We start from the raw sequence: 21,842 nt of genomic DNA on the forward strand, positions 1-21,842 counted from the left end.
GCATAAAATGACCAATCTATACCCCATTCTAGCACTATCTAAAATTCAATTCAACCAATTTATAAATCGTTCATAAACTAGTCACAAAACATTCGCATTTTCTCATAGGGGATCTTCCCGCCAAAGAGATCCAGGGCGCTTCCGATCGTAAAATCTATATGCCCGCCGGTCAGGCGTTCAAACCGTTCCAGGTCATCAAGGCTTCCGATGCCCCCTGCATAGGTGACAGGCCGTCTCCTGTGAGAGGCAAGAAGGGGGGCAAGCTCTTCATCCACGCCGGAAGCTTTCCCTTCCACATCCACACCGTGGACCAGAAATTCATCGCAGTAATCCGCTATCTCATCCATCAGTCCTTCCGTCAGCCGGACGTCTGTAAAGGTCTGCCAGCGGTTGGTCACGATATAATAGCCGTCCTCTTTTTTCCGGCAGCTTAAGTCGATCACCACCCGCTCCCGGCCCACGGCTTTTGCAAGACGCTCAAGCGCATCCCAGCGGATCTGCCCATCCCGGAACACATAAGAGGTTACGATCACATGGCTTGCGCCTGCATCCAGATACTCCCGGGCATTCTCATCCGTGATCCCTCCCCCGATCTGCAGGCCGCCGGGATATGCCAGGAGGGCCTCAAGCGCCTGCCGCTTCGTTTCCGCATAATACTCCGAAGAAGGGGGATTGAGAAGGATCACATGTCCTCCTTTCAGGCCGTCCCGTTTGTAGAGCCCGGCATAATACCGGGCCTCCTGATCGGATATATAGTTTTCTCTGGCCTGATCGCCGGCGTCATGAAGGCTTCCGCCTACGATCTGTTTCACCTTGCCATTATGGATGTCAATACAGGGTCTGAATTTCATGCTTTTCTCCTTACTGTTTCTCGTTCTACAAACGTTCGGCGATCCGGCCGCTCCGGTATGCCTCCAGCAGCGTCTCCAGATCTCTGATCTGCTCCTTTAACTCCCGGCCGATATCGGTATCGCCTACCATCTTTCTTTGTACCACCCGCTTCACCACAATACTGTCTGAATGGATGTCGCTTTCCTTTTCAATGGCCGCCTCCGTGGACTCAAAGGGTTCATGGGCCGCCAGGATCAATCCGTAGGAATTGTAGATCAGCGTATATCCTGCGATCCCCGTTTCCTTCTGGTAGGCCTTGCTGAATCCGCCGTCTATGACCATCACCTTGCCGCCGCATTTGATGGGGTTCTCTCCATTTTTCGACTTGACCGGCACATGGCCGTTGATGATGTGCGTCCCTTCCGGCGGCAGTCCGAATTCCGCCAGGATCCGGTTGACCACGGTCTCATTTTCCAGCATCGAATAATAGGGATTCTTCTTTTCTTTGTGGGTTTCTTTGTCTTCCAGGAAATACCGTTCAAAGGTAGCCATCTTATCCTTTCCAAACAAAGGCGAACCTTCGCCCAGCCAGATATACCACATCATATCCCGTCCCCGCTCCTTCTCCTTTTCATCCAGGGCATAGAATCCTTTCCGCACATAACTTTCCAGTTCTTCGTAAAGACCCCGGCCTTTGTAAGAGCGGCCGTAGATCCGCACAGGCATCAGTTCTCCCTCCGCGGTCAGGGGCACGCACCCGTGATACAGCAGGTTGTTGTTATAAACTTTATATAGCCCGCCTTTATTCAGCAGGAACCGCATGTGGCGCTGCAGCCTCTCGCAGTGGAGGAACGCTTTTTCCAGACGCTCCATAATGTCCTCTTCTTCCGCGGACAGCGCATAGGGCTTTCTGGGATCCACGGTAGGAAAGTTCCTGTCCAGCATGGGATATTCTTTTCCGTCTATCTCCACCATGCCGGTCTCAAAATTGATCTTGTGGAGAAGATTTCTGTCATTCATCTGAAATCCCGGATTCTTTTTGATGATCTGTCCTTCCACCTTAAACTGGATCACGGAAATAGCTTTGTGCATCTTCACGTCCAGCTTCATTTCATCGGGACTGTAATCCGGCTCTCCCCGCAGTTTAAAGCAGGTGCAGGGGTCGTCTCCGTAAGTATTCATGGCAAAGTTTGCCAGCGGCAGAAGATTGATGCCGTACCCGTCCTCCAGAATGTCCAGATTGCCGTATCTGGCGCAGATGCGGATCACATTGGCGATGCAGCCTCTCTGCCCCGCGGCGGCGCCCATCCACAGCACGTCATGGTTGCCCCACTGGATGTCCACGGAGTGGTACTGGATCAGCTGATCCATGATGATATGAGGTCCCGGCCCCCTGTCGTAGATATCGCCCACAATGTGCAGATGATCCACTGTCAGCCTCTGGATCAGTTCACTTAAGGCTATGATAAACTTCTCCGCTCTTCCGATGCGGATGATGGTATTTACAATGGAATTATAATACGATTCCTTGTCCGTGATCTCTGATTTTTCCGTAATCAGCTCCTCAATGACATAGGCAAAATCCGGCGGCAGCGCTTTTCGCACCTTGGATCTGGTGTACTTGCTGGCCGTCCGTTTGCACACCTCGATCAGACGGTACAAGGTGATCTTGTACCAGTCCTCCATATTTTCTTCTTCTTTTTTGATCCGCTCCATCTTTTCCTTCGGATAATAAATAAGAGTAGCCAGAGACTGTTTGTCTCTGCTACTCATAGTATTCCCGAAGACATCATCAATCTTGCGGCGCACGGAACCAGAGCCGTTCTTTAAGACATGGGAAAACGCCTCGTGTTCTCCGTGGATATCCGTCAGAAAATGCTCGGTGCCTTTGGGCAGGTTCAGGATCGCCTGCAGATTGATGATCTCCGTTGATGCCTTTGCGATGGTCGGATACAGTTGTGAAAGTCTCTCCAGATATCTTGCTTCTAATTCTTTCATAACCTTCCTCCATACATGGTACCTTTACAGTTGTATCACATCCGACATGTCGTATCTTCCGGCCGGTTTTCCCGCCAGGAATTTGGCCGCCTCCACGGCGCCTTTTCCGAAAACGCTCTTGGAGTATGCCGTATGTCTGAATTCGATCACTTCGTCTGTGCCGGCAAAGATCACTTCATGGTCTCCCACAATGGTCCCGCCCCGCACAGCAGAAATACCGATCTCTTTTTTGTCTCTCTTCTGTCTGACCTGCGACCGGTCATAGACATAGGTATACTGGTGATCCAGCGCCTCGTTGACAGAATCTGCCAGCGCGATGGCAGTGCCGCTGGGCGCGTCTACCTTCTGGTTGTGGTGGCGCTCCACCAGCTCGATATCATATCCTGCCGGGCCCAGCACCTTTGCCGCATCCTGCAGAAGCTTCAAAAGCAGATTGATGCCAAGAGACATGTTGGCGGATTTGAGTACTGCCGTCTCCTTTGCCGCATCCTCCACTTCGGCAAGCTGTGCTTCTGATAATCCCGTGGTACACAGCACCACAGGCAGTTTTCTGGCCCTGCAGTAGCTAAGCAGACCGTCCACAGCGGAAGCATTGGAAAAATCAATCACCACGTCTGCTTCCACGTCACATTTTTCAATACTGTCAAAAACCGGATACTCATTGGGCACGGCTGTATAAGTATCCACGCCTGCCACGATCCGGATCCCTTCATCTTCGGAGATCAGCCCGGTGATCACCCGGCCCATCTTTCCGTTGCATCCATGCATGATCGCACGTACCATTTTCTCCACCTGTCCTTCCCGTTATGCCAGTGTAATCCCAAAGTCCTTCATCGCCTGAGCCAGTGTCTTTTCATGCTCTGGCGTCAGTTCGGTCATAGGCATACGCAGAGGTCCGCAGTCCTTGCCCATCAGCTTCATGGCCTTCTTGACCGGGATCGGGTTCACCTCGCAGAACAGCTGGTCGATCAGCGGGATCGCCTTTAACTGAAGTTCACGGCTTCCTTCGATGTCTCCTGCAAAGAACTTCTCACAGATTTCATGGGTCTCTCTTGGAGCCACATTGGAAAGCACGGAGATCACGCCCTTTGCCCCGAGAGACAAAAGGGGTACGATCTGGTCGTCATTTCCGGAGTAAAGATCAATCTCGCCGTCTGTCAGCGCCATGATCTTTGCTACCTGTGAGATATTTCCGGAGGCCTCTTTTACGCCCACGATATTTTCCACATTCTTTACCAGATAAGCGACGGTCGCCGGCTCGATGTTGCATCCGGTGCGGCTGGCCACGCTGTACATAATGATGGGCGCCTTCGCCTCTTTTGCGATCGCACTGTAATGTGCGATCAGTCCCGCCTGGGTCGCCTTGTTATAATAAGGCGTTACCAGCAGAAGTCCGTCCGCGCCGTAGTCTGCTGCCTCTTTCGATAACTCGATCGCCGTCCGGGTACAGTTGGAGCCTGTGCCTGCGATCACCGGGATCCTTCCCTTTGCACGGTCGATCGCGAATTTCACGCACTCCACATGTTCTTGTTCTGTCATCGTCGCTGACTCTCCTGTGGTCCCGCAGATGATAATACTGTCGGTCCCGTTCTCACAGTGAAAATCGATCAGCTCATCCAGTCTATCATAATGAATGCTCCCGTCTTCATGGAACGGTGTGACGATTGCCACGCCTGCGCCTGTAAATATAGCCATATCCATCCTCCTGACTTTCATGAATCTTTTTCTTCTATAAATCTATAGAAATATTACCATCAAACCAGGGGGATGTCAACGACCGCCTGCGCGCAGACGGCTTCGCCGGGCCGTCTGTGTTTTACTGGCCGTCCAGGCATTCCAGCTTGCTGACCGACACCTCATAGGCCGTTCTTTTTTCCGCCTCTGTCTCCGACAGCTTCTTGATGTATTCCCGGCTCTGGATCCGCCCGATCACCTGCACATGCTCTCCCACCTCAAAAGACGCGGCAAACCGGGCGTTTCTTCCCCAGCAGATGCAGGGTATGTAGTCGGATTTCCCATAGGGGCGGTTCACTGCCAGGAGAAGGTCCGCGATCTCCCGGCCAAGAGGAGTCTTCCGGTACACCGGCAGCTTGCAGATGTAGCCGTCCAGAAAGATCTGGTTGGTCTTGGCGCCGTCCAGTTCCTCTTCAATGAACGCCACCTCCCGGACAAACAAAGAGAGCACCAGCCGGTTCTTATGCTCTTCATGCCGGTTGTAAGACCGGAACTGTCCGCTGGCCATGATAAATTCCCCGGTGTAATCCTGCGAAACATCGATCAGCCGCTCTGAGATCATCAGAGGGATCCGGTCCATAGAGTTGCTTAAGCGGCGGACATTGACGCTTACCATGTAAAATCCTTCTCCGAACACTTCGTGGCTGAAGGTAAACGGCGTCGCCACTTCTCCCATAATCGTTACCTGGTTGTTTTCAATCATCTTATCTGACATAGTCTAACAATCTCCCTTTCTTCTGAATCGTATATTACATAGTTTATGAACGCCGTTTTGGATTTAGAACTAATACTTGTAAATATTTCAGAAAATGTGATACACTATTAAAGTTGCAGAAAAGAAAGCATTTATATAGGAAAAGAAAAGGAAGCGTTATCATGAAGACAAAACGTGAAGATATCCGTAATATTGCCATCATCGCCCATGTAGACCACGGGAAGACCACTCTGGTCGACGAACTGTTAAAACAAAGCGGTGTATTCCGTGAGAACCAGGAGGTTGCCGAGCGTGTCATGGACTCCAATGACATCGAAAGAGAACGGGGCATCACCATTCTCTCCAAAAATACCGCCGTCTATTATAAAGGTACCAAGATCAATATCATCGATACCCCCGGCCACGCTGATTTCGGCGGGGAAGTGGAACGAGTCCTGAAAATGGTCAACGGCGTCATCCTGGTGGTGGACGCCTTTGAAGGCGCCATGCCGCAGACCAAGTTTGTGTTAAGAAAAGCCCTGGAACTGGATCTTCCGGTTATCGTCTGCATCAACAAGATCGACCGGCCGGAAGCCCGTCCGGATGAGGTGATCGACGAGGTGCTGGAGTTGTTCATGGACTTAAATGCCTCTGACGAACAGCTGGACTGCCCCTTTGTCTACGCATCCGCCAAGACCGGCGTTGCCTCCATGGATCCGGAAGAAGAAGGCACGGACATGAAGCCTCTCTTTGAGACCATCTTAAACTACATCCCGGCTCCGGAAGGAGACCCGGACGCCCATACACAGGTGCTGATCAGTACCATTGACTACAACGAATACGTGGGACGCATCGGCATCGGCAAGGTGGACAACGGTACCATCCGTGTGGGCATGGACGCTGTCGTGGTAAACAAACACGACCCGGACCGGATGGAAAAGGTGCGGATCAGCAAGCTCTATGAATTTGACGGCCTGAACAAGGTGGACGTAAAAGAAGCCTCCATCGGCTCCATTGTCGCCATCTCCGGTATCGCGGACCTGTCCATCGGCGACACCATCTGCTCTCCGGAAGACCCGCAGGCCATCCCCTTCCAGAAGATTTCCGAGCCGACCATTGCCATGCAGTTTATTGTTAATGACAGTCCTTTTGCAGGACAGGAAGGAAAATACGTCACCTCCCGCCATCTCAGAGACCGTCTGTTCCGGGAGTTGAATACAGACGTAAGCCTTCGGGTGGAGGAGTCCGAAAGCACCGACAGCTTCAAGGTGTCAGGACGCGGCGAACTCCATCTGTCCGTGCTGATCGAAAATATGCGAAGAGAAGGCTATGAATTTGCAGTCAGCAAGGCAGAAGTCCTCTATAAAAAGGATGAAAAGGGCAAGCTGCTGGAACCGATGGAACTGGCCTACATCGACGTCCCGGAAGAATTTACCGGCACGGTCATCGATAAACTGAGCCAGCGAAAGGGCGAGCTTCAGAACATGGGCGCCGCCACAGGCGGATATACCCGTCTGGAATTCCGGATCCCGTCCAGAGGCCTGATCGGCTACCGGGGAGAATTCCTGACCGACACCAAGGGCAACGGCATCATGAACACCGCCTTTGACGGCTATGCGCCCTATAAAGGCGATATCCAGTACCGCAAACAGGGTTCTCTCATTGCCTTTGAAACCGGAGAATCTGTTACCTACGGCCTGTACAGTGCCCAGGAAAGAGGCGTCCTGTTTATCGGGCCCGGCGAAAGGGTTTACTCCGGCATGGTGGTCGGTGAAAACGCAAAGACCGACGACATTGAAGTTAATGTGTGCAAGACCAAACACCTGACCAATACCCGCTCCTCCGGTTCCGACGAAGCCCTGCGGCTTACGCCTCCCAAGGTATTAAGCCTGGAGCAGGCTCTTGATTTTATCGATACCGACGAGCTTTTGGAAGTCACCCCTGAAAACTTAAGGATCCGCAAAAAGATCCTGGATCCGAAAATGCGTAAACGAGGAAACCGCTCATGAAAAAATACATCACCATTTTTTTCAGATATCTGACACTGGCGCTGGAATATTTTATCGCTTTTATGCTGGCCGCGGGCATCATCCTTTTATGCCTGCGGATGGCCTCTTCCCTGGGGAACATCCCCAACCTGGAAGTCTGGCCCAATTATGACGACCTTTTAGAGACCTGCTTCAACCTGATCATCGGCGTGGAACTGATCCGCATGATGTATTACCACACAGCAGATTCTGTCTTTGAGGTGCTTTTGTTTGCCATCGCAAGACAGATCATCATCGATCACTCTTCCATCTGGGTGACCTTTGTGGGCGTATGCTCCATCGCGGTCCTCTATGCCACCAGGAAATATCTGTTCTGCCGGTTCCAGGCCGCAGAAGAAGACCGGGGTGAAAATAATTCCGAAGATTAACACAATACATGCTATACATTACCCTTTAAACATGCTATACTACATATATCAGATAGATTTATGTCACAATGGTTAATTATCAGACATTTTATCTGAAATCATGTCGCAAAGGAGTGGACAGCATGAAATTTATCATTATCGGAAAAAACATCGACGTAACACAGGGCCTGAAAGAGGCTGTGGAAAGCAAACTGGGAAAGCTGGAAAGGTACTTTACTCCTGATACGGAAATTCACGTAACCTTAAGCGTTCAGAGAGAACGCCAGAAAATCGAAGTTACCATCCCTGTAAAGGGCGGGATCATCCGCTCGGAAGAAGAATGTAACGACATGTATGTATCCATTGACCTGGTAGAAGAGATCATCGAACGCCAGCTCAGGAAATATAAGAATAAACTGATCGCCAAACACCAGGAGGGCGGCAATTTCAAACAGGAATTCTTCGCTGATGAAGAAGCGGCCGCCGATGACGGAGAGATCCGGATCGTCCGGACCAAAAAGTTCGGCTTCAAGCCGATGTATCCGGAAGATGCCTGCGTACAGATGGATCTTCTCGGACATGATTTCTTTGTATTCCGCAATGCAGAGACCGATGAAGTGAATGTGGTTTACCGCAGGAAGAACGGCACGTTCGGACTGATCGAGCCAGAATGCTAAATGAAAAAGAGAGGGAAACATCCCTCTCTTTTTGATTGTCCTTTTCTCTTTTTGGATCTTACGTCTCTTTTTTCTCCAGGATCACCGGTTCTGCGCCGATCAGCGCAAAGACGCAGGTTTCTTTCACTTTCAGCTTTGCCGCGCCGCTGGTGGCTTCCGTGATCTCCTGCTCCACGGCCGCAAGTTCTTCGTCCGGGATCAGCACATCCAGTTCCACGGCGTCTGTATACCTGGAATCCAGAATCTTTACCCCCCTTTGTCCCAGCAGATACTGGATCTTTCCAAGACCCGTATAGTCGGTGCCGACCTGGAGTTTTACGCCTTTTTGCCTGGTAATCAGCACCGAGGCTTCCAGGCCCGCCCGGACCGCCCCGGAATAGGCTCTTACCAGTCCCCCGGTCCCCAGAAGCGTACCGCCGAAATACCGGGTGACCACGACGCACACGTCGCGAAGCGCCTCTCCCTCCAGCACATCCAGCATGGGCCGGCCGGCAGTGCCCGAGGGCTCGCCGTCATCGCTGCAGCGCTTCAGGGGCGTCCCTTCTCCAATGATATAGGCAAAACAGTTGTGCGTGGCGTCCCAGTATTTTTTCTTTAATGTTTCTATCAACTCCAGGGCTTCTTCTTCTGTTTTTACCGGTTTTACTGTGGCGATAAACCGGGATTTCTTCTCAATGATCTCTCCTTGTCCGCCTTCGTAGACGGTGCGGTCTTCTCTCTCCATGGTCGTTCTCTCCTGCATTTTCCTTCTGTAGTCAGATCGGTTCCTTCTATAACTATAACGAATTTCTTAAGAATTTCCTACTGAAATATGAACTTTTTATTTTTTTCTTTATAAAACAGCGTATCTTTGCTATAATGACTTGGTATGAAGGAGGTTTAAATTCATGAACTATGGCAGGAAAAAAGCTTCTCAAAAACAGAAGAAGATAACATCCAAGTCCACCATGCAGGGGAAACGTGTGGGCGTGCGGCTGTTCAAGGCCTTTCTCTTATGCCTTGTCGTGATCGCAGTGGCCGGAGCCGCAGGCGTCGGTGTATTTGCCCTGCGGATCATCAAGAACGCCCCGGAAGTAACCCCCGATGATGTAAAACCAAAGGGGTACGCTACCACCGTCTATGCGGATGACGGCTCCACACAGATCGAAGAACTGGTGACTTCCGGATCCAACCGTGTATATAAAACCATAGATGAGATCCCCAAGGATCTGCAGCACGCTTTTGTCGCGATCGAGGACGAGCGTTTCTATGACCATAACGGTATCGACCTTCAGGGAATCGCCCGTGCCGCTGTAGTCGGCCTTACATCCGGTGATTTCTCAGAAGGAGCCAGTACCCTGACGCAGCAGCTGATCAAAAATAACGTATTCCCGGAATTCGTCCATGAGAATACCTTCTATGACCGGCTGGAACGAAAGCTTCAGGAACAGTATCTTGCTCTTAAGATTGAAAAACAGATGAACAAGAACGAGATCCTGGAAGCTTATCTGAACACGATCAACTTAGGCCAGAGCACTCTGGGCGTGCAGGCGGCTTCCGAGCGTTACTTTGGAAAAGACTGCTCCGAGCTGACCCTTTCCGAATGCGCGGTCATTGCCGGCATCACACAGAACCCGACCCGCTATGACCCGGTGACCAATCCCGAGGAAAACAGCAAGCGGCGGGAAAAAGTGCTGGGCAATATGCTGGACCAGGGCTACATCGAGCAGGCGGCTTATGACGAAGCCATGGCCGATGATGTTTACTCCCGGATCCAGTCTGTCAATACCACCCAGGCAGCAGATACTTCCTACAGCTATTTTGTAGACGCCCTGATCGAACAGATCATGGAAAACCTGGAGACACAGCTTGGCTATACTGAATCCCAGGCATACAACGCCGTATACAGCGGCGGATTGAGCATCTACTCCACCCAGAATCTTGCCATACAGCAGATCTGCGATGAAGAGATGAATAACGATTCCAACTATCCCGGTCTCAAAGAATACGGCCTGGATTATGCACTGACCGTTACAAGAGCGGACGGAACCGTAGAAAATTATGGCTCCGGACACATCAAGCAATACGTACAGAATACACACGGCAACAGCCAGGGGCTTCTGTACTCCAGCGAAGAAGCGGCCCGGGCCATGGTAGAAGAATGGAAGGCCACCATCGCTCAGGAAGGGGATACTTATGACGAAGTCATCAACATTACGCCCCAGCCCCAGGCATCAGCCACCATTATCGATCAGGCGACCGGACAGATCAAGGCTATGGTGGGCGGACGAGGCGCAAAGAACACCAGCCTGAGTCTGAACCGCGCATACACCGGTTCCAAGAGACAGCCCGGATCCACCTTTAAGATCGTGACCGCCTACGCGCCGGCCATTGATACCGGAGCAGCTTCTCTTGCAACCCTGATCAAGGACGAGCCTTACACCTTAAAAGGCGGACAGGTCCTCCGGAATGCCAACGGCCGATATACCGGCAACCGGACTATGCGGGAGGCCATTGAATGGTCCATCAACGTCTGCGCTGTTAAGATGAGCGACCAGGTTACCCAGCAGGTGGGACTGGACTATGCAAAGAAACTGGGCATCAGTACGTTGATCGAAAGCAAAGAGATCAACGGCAAGATCTACAGCGACCTGACCCAGACACTGGCTCTTGGCGGTCTGACGGAAGGTGTCTATAACTACGAACTCTGCTCTGCCTTTGCCACGATCGCAAACGGCGGTGTTTACAACGAGCCCATGCTCTATACCAAGGTATTAGACCATGAAGGCAACGTACTTCTGGACGGCAGCGGGGAAACCCACACTGCCATCAAAGAAAGCACAGCGGCCTGTCTGACCAGCGCTATGCAGGGCGTTGTCACCAGCGGTACCGGTACCGCCTGCCAGCTTGGCAATATGCCGGTAGCAGGAAAAACCGGTACAACCACGGACGATATTGACCTGTGGTTCTGCGGCTACACACCGTACTACACCTGTGCGGTATGGGGCGGATATGATGAAAACAAGCCGTGCAGCTACGATACCAACTTCCGTTTCCGTCTGTGGCGAAGCATTATGAGCCGGGTCCACAGCAATCTGCAGCCAAAAGACTTTAACATGCCGTCCACGGCACAGAGACAGTCTGTCTGCAGTGTGACCGGACTCCTTCCGGGACCCGGATGCCCGACCACAACAGAACTGATCGGTGTAGATGTGACAACCACCAAGTGTGACGGAAAACACGGAGGCTTAAGTTCAGGAACCGGCACAGGCACCGGAGACGGCGCTGTTACAGATGACGGCACCGGCAATACCACAACGACTCCGGACGCCAATACCGGAAACGGCGGCGGTGGACAGACCGGTGGCGGACAGACCGGCGGCGGTGGCGGACAGACCGGCGGCGGTGGACAGACCGGCGGCGGCGGTGAGACCGGCGGCGGTGGTACTGATCCCGGCGGCGGCACCACACCTCCCGCTCAATAAAAATGAGCCTGTCATGAATTTTAGATAGAACCCAAAAAGAGGAATCCTTACACAGGATTCCTCTTTTTTCGTCTCTTTTATGCTTTTACATGTATCTGCTTTTTTTGAACCTCGCTTTAGGATCCAGTCTGCTTCCCTGTTACAGGATCAGCTTTGCTGCGCCGCAGATGCCGGCGTCATTTCCAAGCTGTGCCAGGACAAACCGGGTATCCTGGTTTGCGAAGAATGCTTTTTCATGGAAATATTTTTCCACATATTCCAGCAGGATCTCTCCTGCTTTTGAAACACCCCCGCCGATCACGATCACCGACGGATCTGTGATCACAGCAATGGCTGCCAGGGCGTGCCCCAGATAAGAGCCAAATTCTTCAACGATCTCTTTTGCGACTGCATCGCCCTCTTTTAAAGCGTCAAAAACCGCTTTCGCGCTTATTTCAGATCCTCTTAAGGGAGAAGGGCTGTCGTCTCTCTCCAACCGTCTTCTGGCCAGGCGGCTGATACCGGTAGCAGATGCGTACTGCTCCAGACAGCCTGTGTTTCCACAGCCGCATGTCTCTGTTTCTTCTTCATTGACACAGAAGTGGCCAATCTCTCCGCCGGCTCCGTGAGAACCTGCCAGCGGCTTTCCATTCACAATGATCCCGCCGCCTACACCGGTTCCCAGTGTGACCATGATCATATTTTTCTGGCCTTTTCCGGCGCCCAGCCACATTTCCCCAAGAGCAGCCATATTTGCGTCATTTCCGGCTGCTACGGGAAGGCCTGTCAATTCTTTCATTTCACGGGTAACTTCTTTGTATCCCCAACCAAGATTTGCCGTCTTTTGTACCACGCCGTCTTCCATGACAGGAGCCGGGATCCCGATCCCGATGCCATCCACTTCTGATTTCCGGATATTTTTTTCCTGCATCTTATTCTGCAGAGATTCTGCCACATCCGGCAGGATAGCCTCTCCGTGATTTTCCGTGCGGGTCTTGATCTCCCATTTTTCCAGGAGTTCCCCCTCCGTGGTAAACAGGCCGATCTTTACAGTCGTTCCTCCGATGTCGACGCCAAAACAATACTTCATGATTTCTTTCCTCTCTTTATCTCTTTTTATCTTCTCGCCAGATTCTGCTGCACTCTCTTATACAGCTCCTGCGCAGCATTGTAGCCCATCTTCTTCTGCCTGTAGTTGATGGAAGCTGTTTCCACGATCACGGCCAGGTTTCTGCCCGGACGGATCGGAAGCTGATGGCAGACCACCTTGTTGCCCAGAAATTCGGTATACTGCTCTTCCAGGCCGAGACGGTCGTATTCTTTTTCCTTGTCCCACTCTTCCAGAGTGATGACCAGATCGATATTCTGGGTCTCGCGGACACTTAACACACCAAACAGCGTTTTAACATCCACGATCCCGATGCCTCGCAGCTCAATAAAATGTCTGGTAATGTCCGGCGCGGATCCTACCAGAGTCTCGTCGCTGACCTTGCGGATCTCTACCACGTCGTCGCTGACCAGACGATGTCCACGTTTCACAAGCTCCAGCGCAGCCTCGCTCTTTCCGATGCCGCTTTCCCCCATGATCAGCACGCCGACGCCGTATACGTCTACCAGCACGCCGTGGATGGAGATGCAGGGAGCAAGCTGTACATTCAGCCAGCGGATGATCTCCGCCGTGAAGGCAGACGTCTTTTTCTCCGTGATAAAGATCGGCACATCCGCCTCTACCGCCATGTCAAGAAGCATCTGCTCCGGCGAAAGATTGCGGCAGAAAATAATGCAGGGAATTTTATAAGACAGAAGGGTTTTGTAAACTTCCCTTTTCTTTTCCTCGTCCATCTTCTCCAGGAATGTATATTCCACATAGCCGATGATCTGAACACGCTCGGAATCAAAATGTTCAAAGAACCCGGTCAGCTGCAGAGCCGGGCGGTTGATATCCGGAACTTCCACCTTTTTATCGTTCAGCTCAACATCCGGAGTCAGGTTTTTCAGATTCATTTTTTCTACAATTTTCTTTAATTCCACTGTCTTTGCCATAATAATCTCCTTCTTCCGTTCTATTAGGGATATTGTACCACATCAGTGAAAAAATTTATATACATCCTGCGCCGCTTTTTCATTCATAGAGGGCAGTCCCTTCAATTCCTCCACCGTAGCGTTTCTGATGGCCTCAATATTCTCAAAATGCCGCATCAGGTCTTTTCTCCTTGCAGGGCCTACTCCGGGAATGTCATCCAGGATCGAGTGGACCTGGCTCTGGCTTCTGAGTTTCCGGTGGAAGGTGATCGCAAAGCGGTGGGCTTCATCCTGGATCCGGGTGATCAGTTTGAAGCATTCGGAATTCCGGTCAATGGGCAGTTCCTCGTTTTGATAGTAGAGCCCACGGGTCCGGTGATTGTCGTCCTTGACCATGCCGCAGACCGGAATGGCAAGTCCCAGATTCTCAAGCACCTGCAGAGCGATATTTACCTGTCCTTTGCCGCCGTCCATCAGGATCAGGTCCGGAAATGCCGTAAATCCGCCCAGTTCCTTCCCTTCTTCCTGTTCTTTCAGGCCATGGGTGAACCGCCTGGTCAGAACTTCTTCCATGCTGGCATAATCGTCCGCTCCCTGCACGCCTTTGATCTTAAACTTCCGGTAATCATTGCGTTTGGGCTTTCCTTTTTCATAGACCACCATGGATCCTACAGACGCAAATCCGCTGGTATTGGAAATGTCGTAGGCCTCCATCCTCACGATGCCGGAAATGCCCAGCAGTTTTTCCAGTTCCCTGACCGCCCCGATAGTTCGTCCTTCTTCCCGCTTTAATCGCTCTTTATCCGTGCTTAATACCATCTTCGCATTTCGTGCCGCCAGTTCCACCAGCTTTTCTTTCGTGCCTTTTTTCGGCACCTTGATATGCACCCTGCGGCCCCGTTTTTTGGTCAGCCATTCTTCGATCAGTTCCTGGTCGTCGATCTCTTCCGGCAGCATCAGCTCCGCGGGGATGTAGGGCGTGCCTGCGTAAAACTGTTTGATGAAACTGGACAAGGTTTCCTTTGCCGACTCCTCTTTTGCAATCTTCAGGTAAAAATGATCCCGCCCGATCAGCCGGCCGCCCCGGATAAAGAAGACCTGAACGACCGCGTCTTCGCCTTCCACTGCCATGGCCAGAATATCCCGGTCGTCTCCTGCGCCTGCGGCATCGGTGATCTTCTGTTTCTGGGCGATCTTCTGAACGCTAGCAATCAGTTCCCGGTATTCGATCGCTTTTTCGAATTCCAGCATTTCCGAAGCCTTCTCCATTTTTTCTTTTAGCTGCTCCACAATCCCCTCATAATTTCCATTCAGAAATTTCAGAACCTCCTGAACCGATTCCTGGTATTCTTCCGCCGAAACATATCCCTGGCAGGGAGCATTGCACTGATGAATGTGATAATTCAGGCACGGGCGCTCCTTTCCCACATCTCTGGGAAGTTTTCGATTACAGCTTCGGATATGATAAAGTTTCCTAATCAACTCAATCGTATCTTTCACAGCCCCGGCACTGGTGTAAGGCCCAAAATATTTCGCCTTATCCTTCACCATACGCCTGGTCATCATAATCCTGGGAAACGGCTCTTCCACCGTCACCTTGATAAACGGATAGGTCTTGTCATCCATCAGCATGGTATTGTATTTCGGCCGGTGCTCTTTGATCAGGTTACATTCCAGAACCAGAGCCTCCAGCTCCGAATCCGTCACAATATACTCAAACCGGCTGATATGCGTCACCATCTGCTCGATCTTGATCCCCTTGTTGCGGCTGCTCTGAAAATACTGCCGCACACGGTTCTTTAAACTGACCGCCTTGCCCACGTAAATGATCTCATCCTTCTCATCATGCATCAGGTAGACACCCGGCTTTCCCGGAAGCTTTTTCAATTCTTCCTGAATGTCAAACATACAAAACGCTCCTTACATAAAATGGGGACGGGGGATTTCCAGAAATCCCCCGTCCCCAGAAACATTTATATTTCTTCTACTGGATTCATCGTGATCCGTTCTTCTTTCTTTTTCTCTTTTGTCTCTGGATCGATGCCTTCTACTTCATAGAAGATATCCATAAATTCTTTTCCGGTGATGGTTTCTTTTTCGATCAGGAAGTCTGCGATCTTGTCCAGAGAACTCCTGTGTTCTGCCAGCAGACGTTTTGCTTCCTCGTATGCGTTTTTCAGCATCTTCATTACTTCGTGGTCGATCTCGGAAGCGGTTTCTTCTCCACAGTTGGCAACGGGACGTCCGTCCAGATAACGGTGCTGGATGGATTCCAGCCCGATCAGGCCGAATTTTTCGCTCATACCGTACTGCGTGATCATGGCTCTTGCGATACTGGTGGCTTTCTCAATGTCGTTGGACGCTCCGGTGGTCACGGTGTCGAAGACGATCTCTTCTGCGGCCCGGCCTCCCAGCATGCCTACCAGCATAGCTTCCAGTTCTTTTTTGGTATTCAGGAATTTCTCTTCTTCCGGCGTCTGCATGACATACCCCAGCGCCCCCATGGTCCGGGGAACGATGGTGATCTTCTGGACCGGTTCGGAGTCTTTCTGCAGCGCGCTGATCAGTGCATGTCCTACCTCATGATAGGATACGATCCGCCGTTCTTCCTGGCTCATGATGCGGTCCTTCTTTTCTTTTCCTACCAGCACCACTTCCACAGCTTCGAAAAGATCCTGCTGACACACAGCATTTCTGCCATGCTTTACTGCGTTGATGGCCGCCTCATTGATCATGTTGGCAAGGTCCGATCCTACGGCGCCGGAAGTGGCCAGAGCTATGGCTTCCAGATCCACCGTCTCGTCCATCCGCACATCCTTGGAATGTACCTTCAGCACGTCGATCCGGCCTTTCAGATCCGGTTTTTCCACAATGATCCGCCGGTCAAAACGTCCGGGACGAAGAAGCGCCGGATCCAGGATCTCCGGACGGTTGGTTGCCGCCAGGAGCACCAGTCCCTTATTGCTCTCGAATCCGTCCATCTCAGCCAGCAGCTGGTTCAGAGTCTGCTCTCTTTCATCATTGCTTCCCAGCTGGTTGTCACGGCTTTTTCCGATCGCGTCAATCTCGTCAATAAAAATGATACAGGGCGCCATCTGCTGTGCCTGCTTGAAGAGATCCCGCACACGGGACGCACCCACGCCTACATACATTTCTACAAATGCCGAACCGCTTAAAGAGAAGAACGGTACGTTGGCTTCTCCTGCCACCGCCTTCGCAAGAAGGGTCTTACCGGTTCCCGGAGGTCCCACCAGGAGCGCTCCTTTGGGAAGTTTGGCTCCCACGCTGGTGTATTTTCCCGGATTATGCAGAAAGTCTACGACTTCCTGGAGTGATTCCTTGGCCTCATCCTGGCCCGCCACATCCCGGAAGGTGACTCCGGTCTGCTTCTCCACATACATCTTGGCATTGCTCTTTCCAATGCCCATCACGCCTCCGCCTTTGCTCATCTTTCTTGTCATCCACACGATCATGCCCACTAAAAGCGCGATCGGCAGGAAGGTCGCAAGAAGCTGAATCGCGATCGCCGATGTGGTGTCCGGGATCTCCTGCTCATACTCTACCCCGGCCTCATACAGCCGTTCGGAAAGAGTGTCATCCTGCACCAGTCCGGTATAGTATTCTTTCGCTATCCGCTCTCCCTTTTCTTTCTTGGCAGTGATCACAATCTGGTTGCTCTGGATCAGCACCTTGTCTACTTCGCCATCATCTACCATTTTCAGGAATTCATCGTAGCTGATCTCCTGCTCATTTCCATTTCCCTGGAACTGATAAAGCATCATCACGAGCATGGCTGTGATCAGCGTCACGATCAAGATAAAAGACAGGCCCTGCCTGTTATTTCTGTTATTTGGGTTGTTGTTTTGGTTGTCCACTTTTGTTCCTCCTAATATTCCTCTTACATTATACGGACAGCCTTTCTGGAAATCAATAAAAACCTGTTTTCTTCACCGTTTTTTCATGGTTTCCCAACCTTTTTCTTCCTTTTTTTATAAAAATTTTATACTTCGATTACACGCCGGACTCTTTGAAAAATATGGGGCTGTTTTCATATTTTGCTTCAAATGTTGCCTGAATAGACAACTTTTTAAACTGCTTCTTATCTACAGAACCGACCATGACAGAAGTATGGGCCTGGCATCCTGCCAGCCTGGGAAGCTGGTCCAGGGCAAGCTGTGCATTTTTATCGGTGGCCGCGCTGACAGACAGGGCGATCAGAACCTCATCGGTGTGAAGTCTGGGATTGCGGCTGCCCAGATACTTGGTCTTCAGGATCTGGATCGGTTCGATCGCTTCCGGGGAAATCACGTGGCAGGCGTGATCAATGCCGGCCAGTTCCTTCAATGCATTAAGCAGAAGGGCCGCGCAGGCTCCCAGAAGATTAGACGTCTTGCCTGTGATCATCCGTCCGTCGGCAAGCTGAAGAGCGGCAGCCGGAGCACCGGTCTCTTCGGCGCGCTTTAATGCCGCATCCACCACAGGACGGTCATGAACCGTGATCCCTGCCTGGTTCATCAACATTTCTATCTTATATACTTCATCCTCTGCGCAGGCTCCGGCCAGGAACCGGCCAAGGGAGTCATAGTAGCGCCGGATGATCTCCTGCCTGGAAGCTTCCTGGCAGGCCTCGTCATCACAGATACAGTTGCCCGCCATGTTGACGCCCATATCGGTAGGCGACTTGTACGGGCTTTCTCCGTAAATCTGCTGGAACATGGCATTTAACACCGGGAAGATCTCCACATCCCGGTTATAATTTACGGTGGATTTTCCGTAGGCTTCCAGGTGGAAGGGGTCGATCATATTGATATCGTTAAGATCCGCCGTGGCTGCTTCATAAGCCAGATTGACCGGATGCTTCAGCGGAAGATTCCAGATGGGGAAGGTCTCGAACTTGGCATAGCCCGCCCGGATGCCTCTTTTATGCTCCTGATACAGCTGGGAAAGGCAGACCGCCATCTTGCCGCTTCCCGGTCCCGGGGCCGTCACCACCACCAGAGGCCTGGAGGTTTTGATATATTCATTTTTCCCGTAACCCTCATCGCTGACGATCAGCGGCACATTGGCCGGATATCCGGGGATCACATAATGCCGGTACACCTGGATGCCCATTTTCTTCAGGCGGTTCCTGAACAGGTGGGCGCTCTCCTGCCCGGCGTATTTTGTGATGACAACGCTGCCTACAAAGAGACCGTTCTGACGGTAAACACTGATCAGACGCATCACGTCCTTATCGTAAGTGATGCCCAGATCTCCGCGGACCTTATTCTTCTCAATGTCTTCAGCGCTGATCACGATGACGATCTCGGCCTGATCGGCAAGCTGCTTTAACATGCGAAGCTTACTGTCCGGCTGAAACCCCGGAAGCACGCGGGAAGCATGGTAATCATCGAACAGCTTTCCGCCAAATTCCAGATACAGTTTGTTGTCAAAGTGGCTGATGCGTTCCCGAATATGAGAAGACTGCATTTGTAAGTATTTGTCATTGTCAAATCCTAATTTCATATATCTCTCGTTCCTCCGTTTTTTTTATATCGTCATGGCCGGCGCGCGCCGGCCTTAACATCAACATATCAAGTATACTACAAGACGCCGGGATTTTACAGACTTTTCTCAGGTTTTTGCGATTGCACGCTTTATCCCAGTGCCTTTTCCGCAGCTTTCAGCGCTTCTCTCACTACCTGATGCATGTCAAAATACCGGTACATCCCCAGGCGTCCGCCGAAAATCACATGCTCTTCTTTGTCTGCCAGCGCCCTGTATTTTTCATATAAGGCGTTATTTTTCTCATCATTCATGGGATAGTAAGGCTCTTTCCCTCTGCTCCAGGCAGCAGGATATTCCCTGGTGATCACGGTTTTATCAGAAATTCCCGATCTGCTTTCCCCGTATCCGCCCTGGCAGCCATATTCAAAGTGCTTGTGTTCAATGATCCTGGTATAAGGGATCTCATACTCCGTGTAGTTAACCACCGCATTCCCCTGGTAATTCTCCATCTCCAGCACCTCTGTCTCAAACCGGAGGCTCCGGTACTCCAGTTCCCCGTAACAATAATCATAGTATTCATCGATCATGCCGGTAAATACCAGATTTTCCGCCTCATTCATCAATTCCTCTCTGCAGGTGAAGAAATCCGTGTTCAGCCGGACACAGGCCCCCTCCAGCATTTTTTCAATGATCTGCGTATAACCGCCCACAGGGATCCCCTGGTATTTGTCATTAAAATAGTTATTATCATAGACAAAGCGTACCGGCAGTCTCCGGATGATAAAGCTGGGAAGTTCCGTGGCTCTGCGGCCCCACTGCTTTTCCGTATACCCCTTGACCAGTTTTTCGTAAATGTCTCTTCCTACCAGAGAGATTGCCTGCTCCTCCAGGTTTTTTGGCTCCCGGATCCCGGCTTCCCTGATCTGCCGCTCAATGATCTCTTTTGCCTCGGCAGGCGTGCGGATCCCCCACATTTTGCTGAAAGTGTTCATATTAAAAGGAAGATTATACAGTTCATCTTTATAGCAGGCCACCGGACTGTTGGTATACCGGTTAAACTCTGCGAACTGCTGCACATAATCCCAGACTTCCCGGTCAGAAGTATGGAAAATGTGCGCTCCATACTGATGCACCTGGATATTTTCTATTTCCTTTGTATAAATATTTCCGGCTATATGATCCCTTTTATCGATCACCAGAACTTTTTTTCCTGCTTTTCCTGCTTCATAGGCGAAAACCGCGCCAAAAAGACCCGCGCCCACGATGAGATAATCATATTTTTTCATTCGTTCCCACTCCTTTTCTACCATTCCCAGTGTACGGTACTGCCTGTTTCTGTCTTTTTTACTACCAGCTTCCGGTCGATCTGTTCTTTTAGTTCGTTGACATGGGAAATGATCCCCACCAGCCTCTGCTCTCCTGCCAGATCTGCCAGCACCCGGACCGCCTGCTCTCTTGCTTCATCGTCCAGAGCGCCGAATCCTTCATCGACAAACATGGTATCAATGCTGACTGCCCCGGCCATATTCTGCACAATATCAGACAGGCCGAGCGCCATCGCAAGAGAGGCCATAAAGGATTCCCCGCCGGACAGGGTGCGCACATCCCGCACAGAATCGCTTGCCAGGTGGTACACGTCCAGATCCAGTCCGGCCTGACCCTGGCTTCCCAGATGTTCGATGTCCCTGCACTGAAGCAGAAATTCTCCTCCCGCCATGCGGGCCAGTCTCTGATTGGCCGCCTGGATGATCTTTTTGAAATACTGGCGCTGGACATAGGTTTCAAAATCCAGCTTCACCGATCCGCTTAGCGTACCGTTGGCTGTTTTGCTCAAACGGCTGATCTTTTCGTATCTTTTCTGCAGATCCCTGTCCTGGTCTTCATACTGGCGGATCCGGTCCAGGACTTCCTGATTCTTCCGGTTGTCGCCGTATATCTTCAGATATGCTTCCTGTACGCTCTGGTGCTCTTTCCGGGTGGCTTCGATCTTTTCTTTCAAAGCTTCCGGTTCTGCCGGTTCGGATCCTTGTTGTTCCTGGCCGGCCATTTCCCGGTACAGGTTCTCCTTTCGTTCCTTTTCCTCCTGCTGCCGTTTCACCGTCTCTTCCAGCCGGTGTTTCTGCCCCTGCAGGTTGCTGTAGTGTTCTGCCGCCTTCCGATACGCCTCTTCTGCCTGCGTACGGCCTTCTCTGGCGTTTTGAAGCCTTTCCTCCAGCTTCTGCAGCTGTGCTTTTGCCTGCGCTTCTTCCGGAACCGGAAGGCCCTGGGCCTTGGTACGGAAAGCTGCCTGAATCTCCCGGATCGCAAGGCGGAGTTCTTCTCGTTCTTCTAAGAGAGCCGTTTCCTGTTCCTGAAGTCTGGTCTCTGTTTCCTCCAGATCTTTTCTGGATCCTGCGGCATTCAGATACTGCTTTCTCTCTTCCTGCGCCTTATGGATCTGTTCTTCCAGTTCTTTTCCTTCTCTCCCCAGTCTCTTTTCCTCTGCGGCAAGGAGCGCTTCTGTCTCTCCTGGCGACTGCCCGGCTTCCTTTGGAAGTTCTGTCTGGATCCTTCTATTATAC

Annotated in this window: 17 protein-coding genes; 4 read left to right on the top strand and 13 right to left on the bottom strand. The window is 51.4% G+C overall.

Annotation, left to right across the window (positions count from 1 at the left end; all coding sequences use genetic code 11):
* Nucleotides 1-77: 77 nt before the first annotated feature.
* From hisA to H6A13_RS06215, 5 genes are all read right to left on the bottom strand, one after another.
* Nucleotides 78-851 (bottom strand): phosphoribosylformimino-5-aminoimidazole carboxamide ribotide isomerase, encoded by a 774-nt coding sequence (hisA, locus tag H6A13_RS06195; RefSeq protein WP_204908747.1) that lies wholly within the window; start codon nucleotides 849-851, stop codon nucleotides 78-80.
* 25 nt (nucleotides 852-876) lie between these two features.
* Entirely contained in the window at nucleotides 877-2,829 is a 1,953-nt protein-coding gene (locus H6A13_RS06200; RefSeq protein WP_204908748.1) for a fructose-1,6-bisphosphatase, read from the bottom strand.
* Nucleotides 2,830-2,853: 24 nt separating this feature from the next.
* Nucleotides 2,854-3,612: a 4-hydroxy-tetrahydrodipicolinate reductase gene (gene dapB, locus H6A13_RS06205; RefSeq protein ID WP_204908763.1), complete on the bottom strand. Its 759-nt coding sequence runs from the start codon at nucleotides 3,610-3,612 to the stop codon at nucleotides 2,854-2,856.
* A 21-nt stretch (nucleotides 3,613-3,633) separates the two neighbouring features.
* Nucleotides 3,634-4,524, bottom strand: a complete 891-nt coding sequence (gene dapA, locus H6A13_RS06210) for a 4-hydroxy-tetrahydrodipicolinate synthase (protein WP_204908749.1) — start codon at nucleotides 4,522-4,524, stop codon at nucleotides 3,634-3,636.
* Between the two features lie 121 nt (nucleotides 4,525-4,645).
* Nucleotides 4,646-5,278: a single-stranded DNA-binding protein gene (locus H6A13_RS06215; protein WP_204908750.1), complete on the bottom strand. Its 633-nt coding sequence runs from the start codon at nucleotides 5,276-5,278 to the stop codon at nucleotides 4,646-4,648.
* 161 nt (nucleotides 5,279-5,439) lie between these two features.
* Here H6A13_RS06215 and typA point away from each other — a divergent pair, with 161 nt between their 5' ends.
* The 3 genes from typA (at nucleotide 5,440) to hpf (ending at nucleotide 8,329) form a co-directional block, all read left to right on the top strand.
* On the top strand, nucleotides 5,440-7,266 hold the full coding sequence (typA, locus tag H6A13_RS06220; RefSeq protein ID WP_204908751.1) for a translational GTPase TypA: 1,827 nt from the start codon (nucleotides 5,440-5,442) through the stop codon (nucleotides 7,264-7,266).
* Nucleotides 7,263-7,673 (top strand): hypothetical protein, encoded by a 411-nt coding sequence (locus H6A13_RS06225; protein WP_243416534.1) that lies wholly within the window; start codon nucleotides 7,263-7,265, stop codon nucleotides 7,671-7,673. The genes typA and H6A13_RS06225 overlap by 4 nt, the downstream gene beginning before the upstream one ends.
* A gap of 122 nt (nucleotides 7,674-7,795) precedes the next feature.
* On the top strand, nucleotides 7,796-8,329 hold the full coding sequence (hpf, locus tag H6A13_RS06230; protein ID WP_204908752.1) for a ribosome hibernation-promoting factor, HPF/YfiA family: 534 nt from the start codon (nucleotides 7,796-7,798) through the stop codon (nucleotides 8,327-8,329).
* A 58-nt stretch (nucleotides 8,330-8,387) separates the two neighbouring features.
* On the opposite strand, the gene H6A13_RS06235 is transcribed toward hpf, so the two are convergent.
* On the bottom strand, nucleotides 8,388-9,053 hold the full coding sequence (locus H6A13_RS06235) for a YigZ family protein (protein ID WP_204908753.1): 666 nt from the start codon (nucleotides 9,051-9,053) through the stop codon (nucleotides 8,388-8,390).
* Between the two features lie 163 nt (nucleotides 9,054-9,216).
* Here H6A13_RS06235 and H6A13_RS06240 point away from each other — a divergent pair, with 163 nt between their 5' ends.
* Nucleotides 9,217-11,793 carry a transglycosylase domain-containing protein gene (locus tag H6A13_RS06240; protein ID WP_204908754.1) on the top strand — a complete coding sequence of 859 codons (2,577 nt, stop codon included), beginning with the start codon at nucleotides 9,217-9,219 and terminating at the stop codon, nucleotides 11,791-11,793.
* 139 nt (nucleotides 11,794-11,932) lie between these two features.
* Here H6A13_RS06240 and H6A13_RS06245 read toward each other — a convergent pair whose 3' ends face one another.
* The 7 genes from H6A13_RS06245 to H6A13_RS06275 all read right to left on the bottom strand — a co-directional run.
* The gene (locus tag H6A13_RS06245) at nucleotides 11,933-12,865 is read right to left on the bottom strand and encodes an ROK family glucokinase (RefSeq protein WP_338043021.1); all 933 of its coding nucleotides are present in this window, start codon (nucleotides 12,863-12,865) and stop codon (nucleotides 11,933-11,935) included.
* A 23-nt stretch (nucleotides 12,866-12,888) separates the two neighbouring features.
* Entirely contained in the window at nucleotides 12,889-13,815 is a 927-nt protein-coding gene (gene hprK, locus H6A13_RS06250; RefSeq protein WP_204908756.1) for an HPr(Ser) kinase/phosphatase, read from the bottom strand.
* Between the two features lie 42 nt (nucleotides 13,816-13,857).
* Entirely contained in the window at nucleotides 13,858-15,702 is a 1,845-nt protein-coding gene (gene uvrC, locus H6A13_RS06255) for an excinuclease ABC subunit UvrC (protein WP_204908757.1), read from the bottom strand.
* Between the two features lie 65 nt (nucleotides 15,703-15,767).
* A complete protein-coding gene (gene ftsH, locus H6A13_RS06260) occupies nucleotides 15,768-17,669 on the bottom strand; it encodes an ATP-dependent zinc metalloprotease FtsH (protein WP_204908758.1) in 1,902 nt (633 codons plus the stop codon).
* Nucleotides 17,670-17,805: 136 nt separating this feature from the next.
* The gene (locus H6A13_RS06265) at nucleotides 17,806-19,299 is read right to left on the bottom strand and encodes a DUF1846 domain-containing protein (protein ID WP_204908759.1); all 1,494 of its coding nucleotides are present in this window, start codon (nucleotides 19,297-19,299) and stop codon (nucleotides 17,806-17,808) included.
* Nucleotides 19,300-19,430: 131 nt separating this feature from the next.
* Nucleotides 19,431-20,567, bottom strand: coding sequence for a UDP-galactopyranose mutase (gene glf / locus H6A13_RS06270; RefSeq protein ID WP_204908760.1), 1,137 nt, complete (start codon nucleotides 20,565-20,567; stop codon nucleotides 19,431-19,433).
* A gap of 17 nt (nucleotides 20,568-20,584) precedes the next feature.
* Nucleotides 20,585-21,842 (bottom strand): SbcC/MukB-like Walker B domain-containing protein (locus H6A13_RS06275; RefSeq protein WP_275952147.1); only part of this gene is annotated, 1,258 nt, incomplete at its 5' end.

This window comes from Mordavella massiliensis, assembly GCF_016902415.1.
Lineage (GTDB): Bacteria > Bacillota > Clostridia > Lachnospirales > Lachnospiraceae > Merdimonas > Merdimonas faecigallinarum.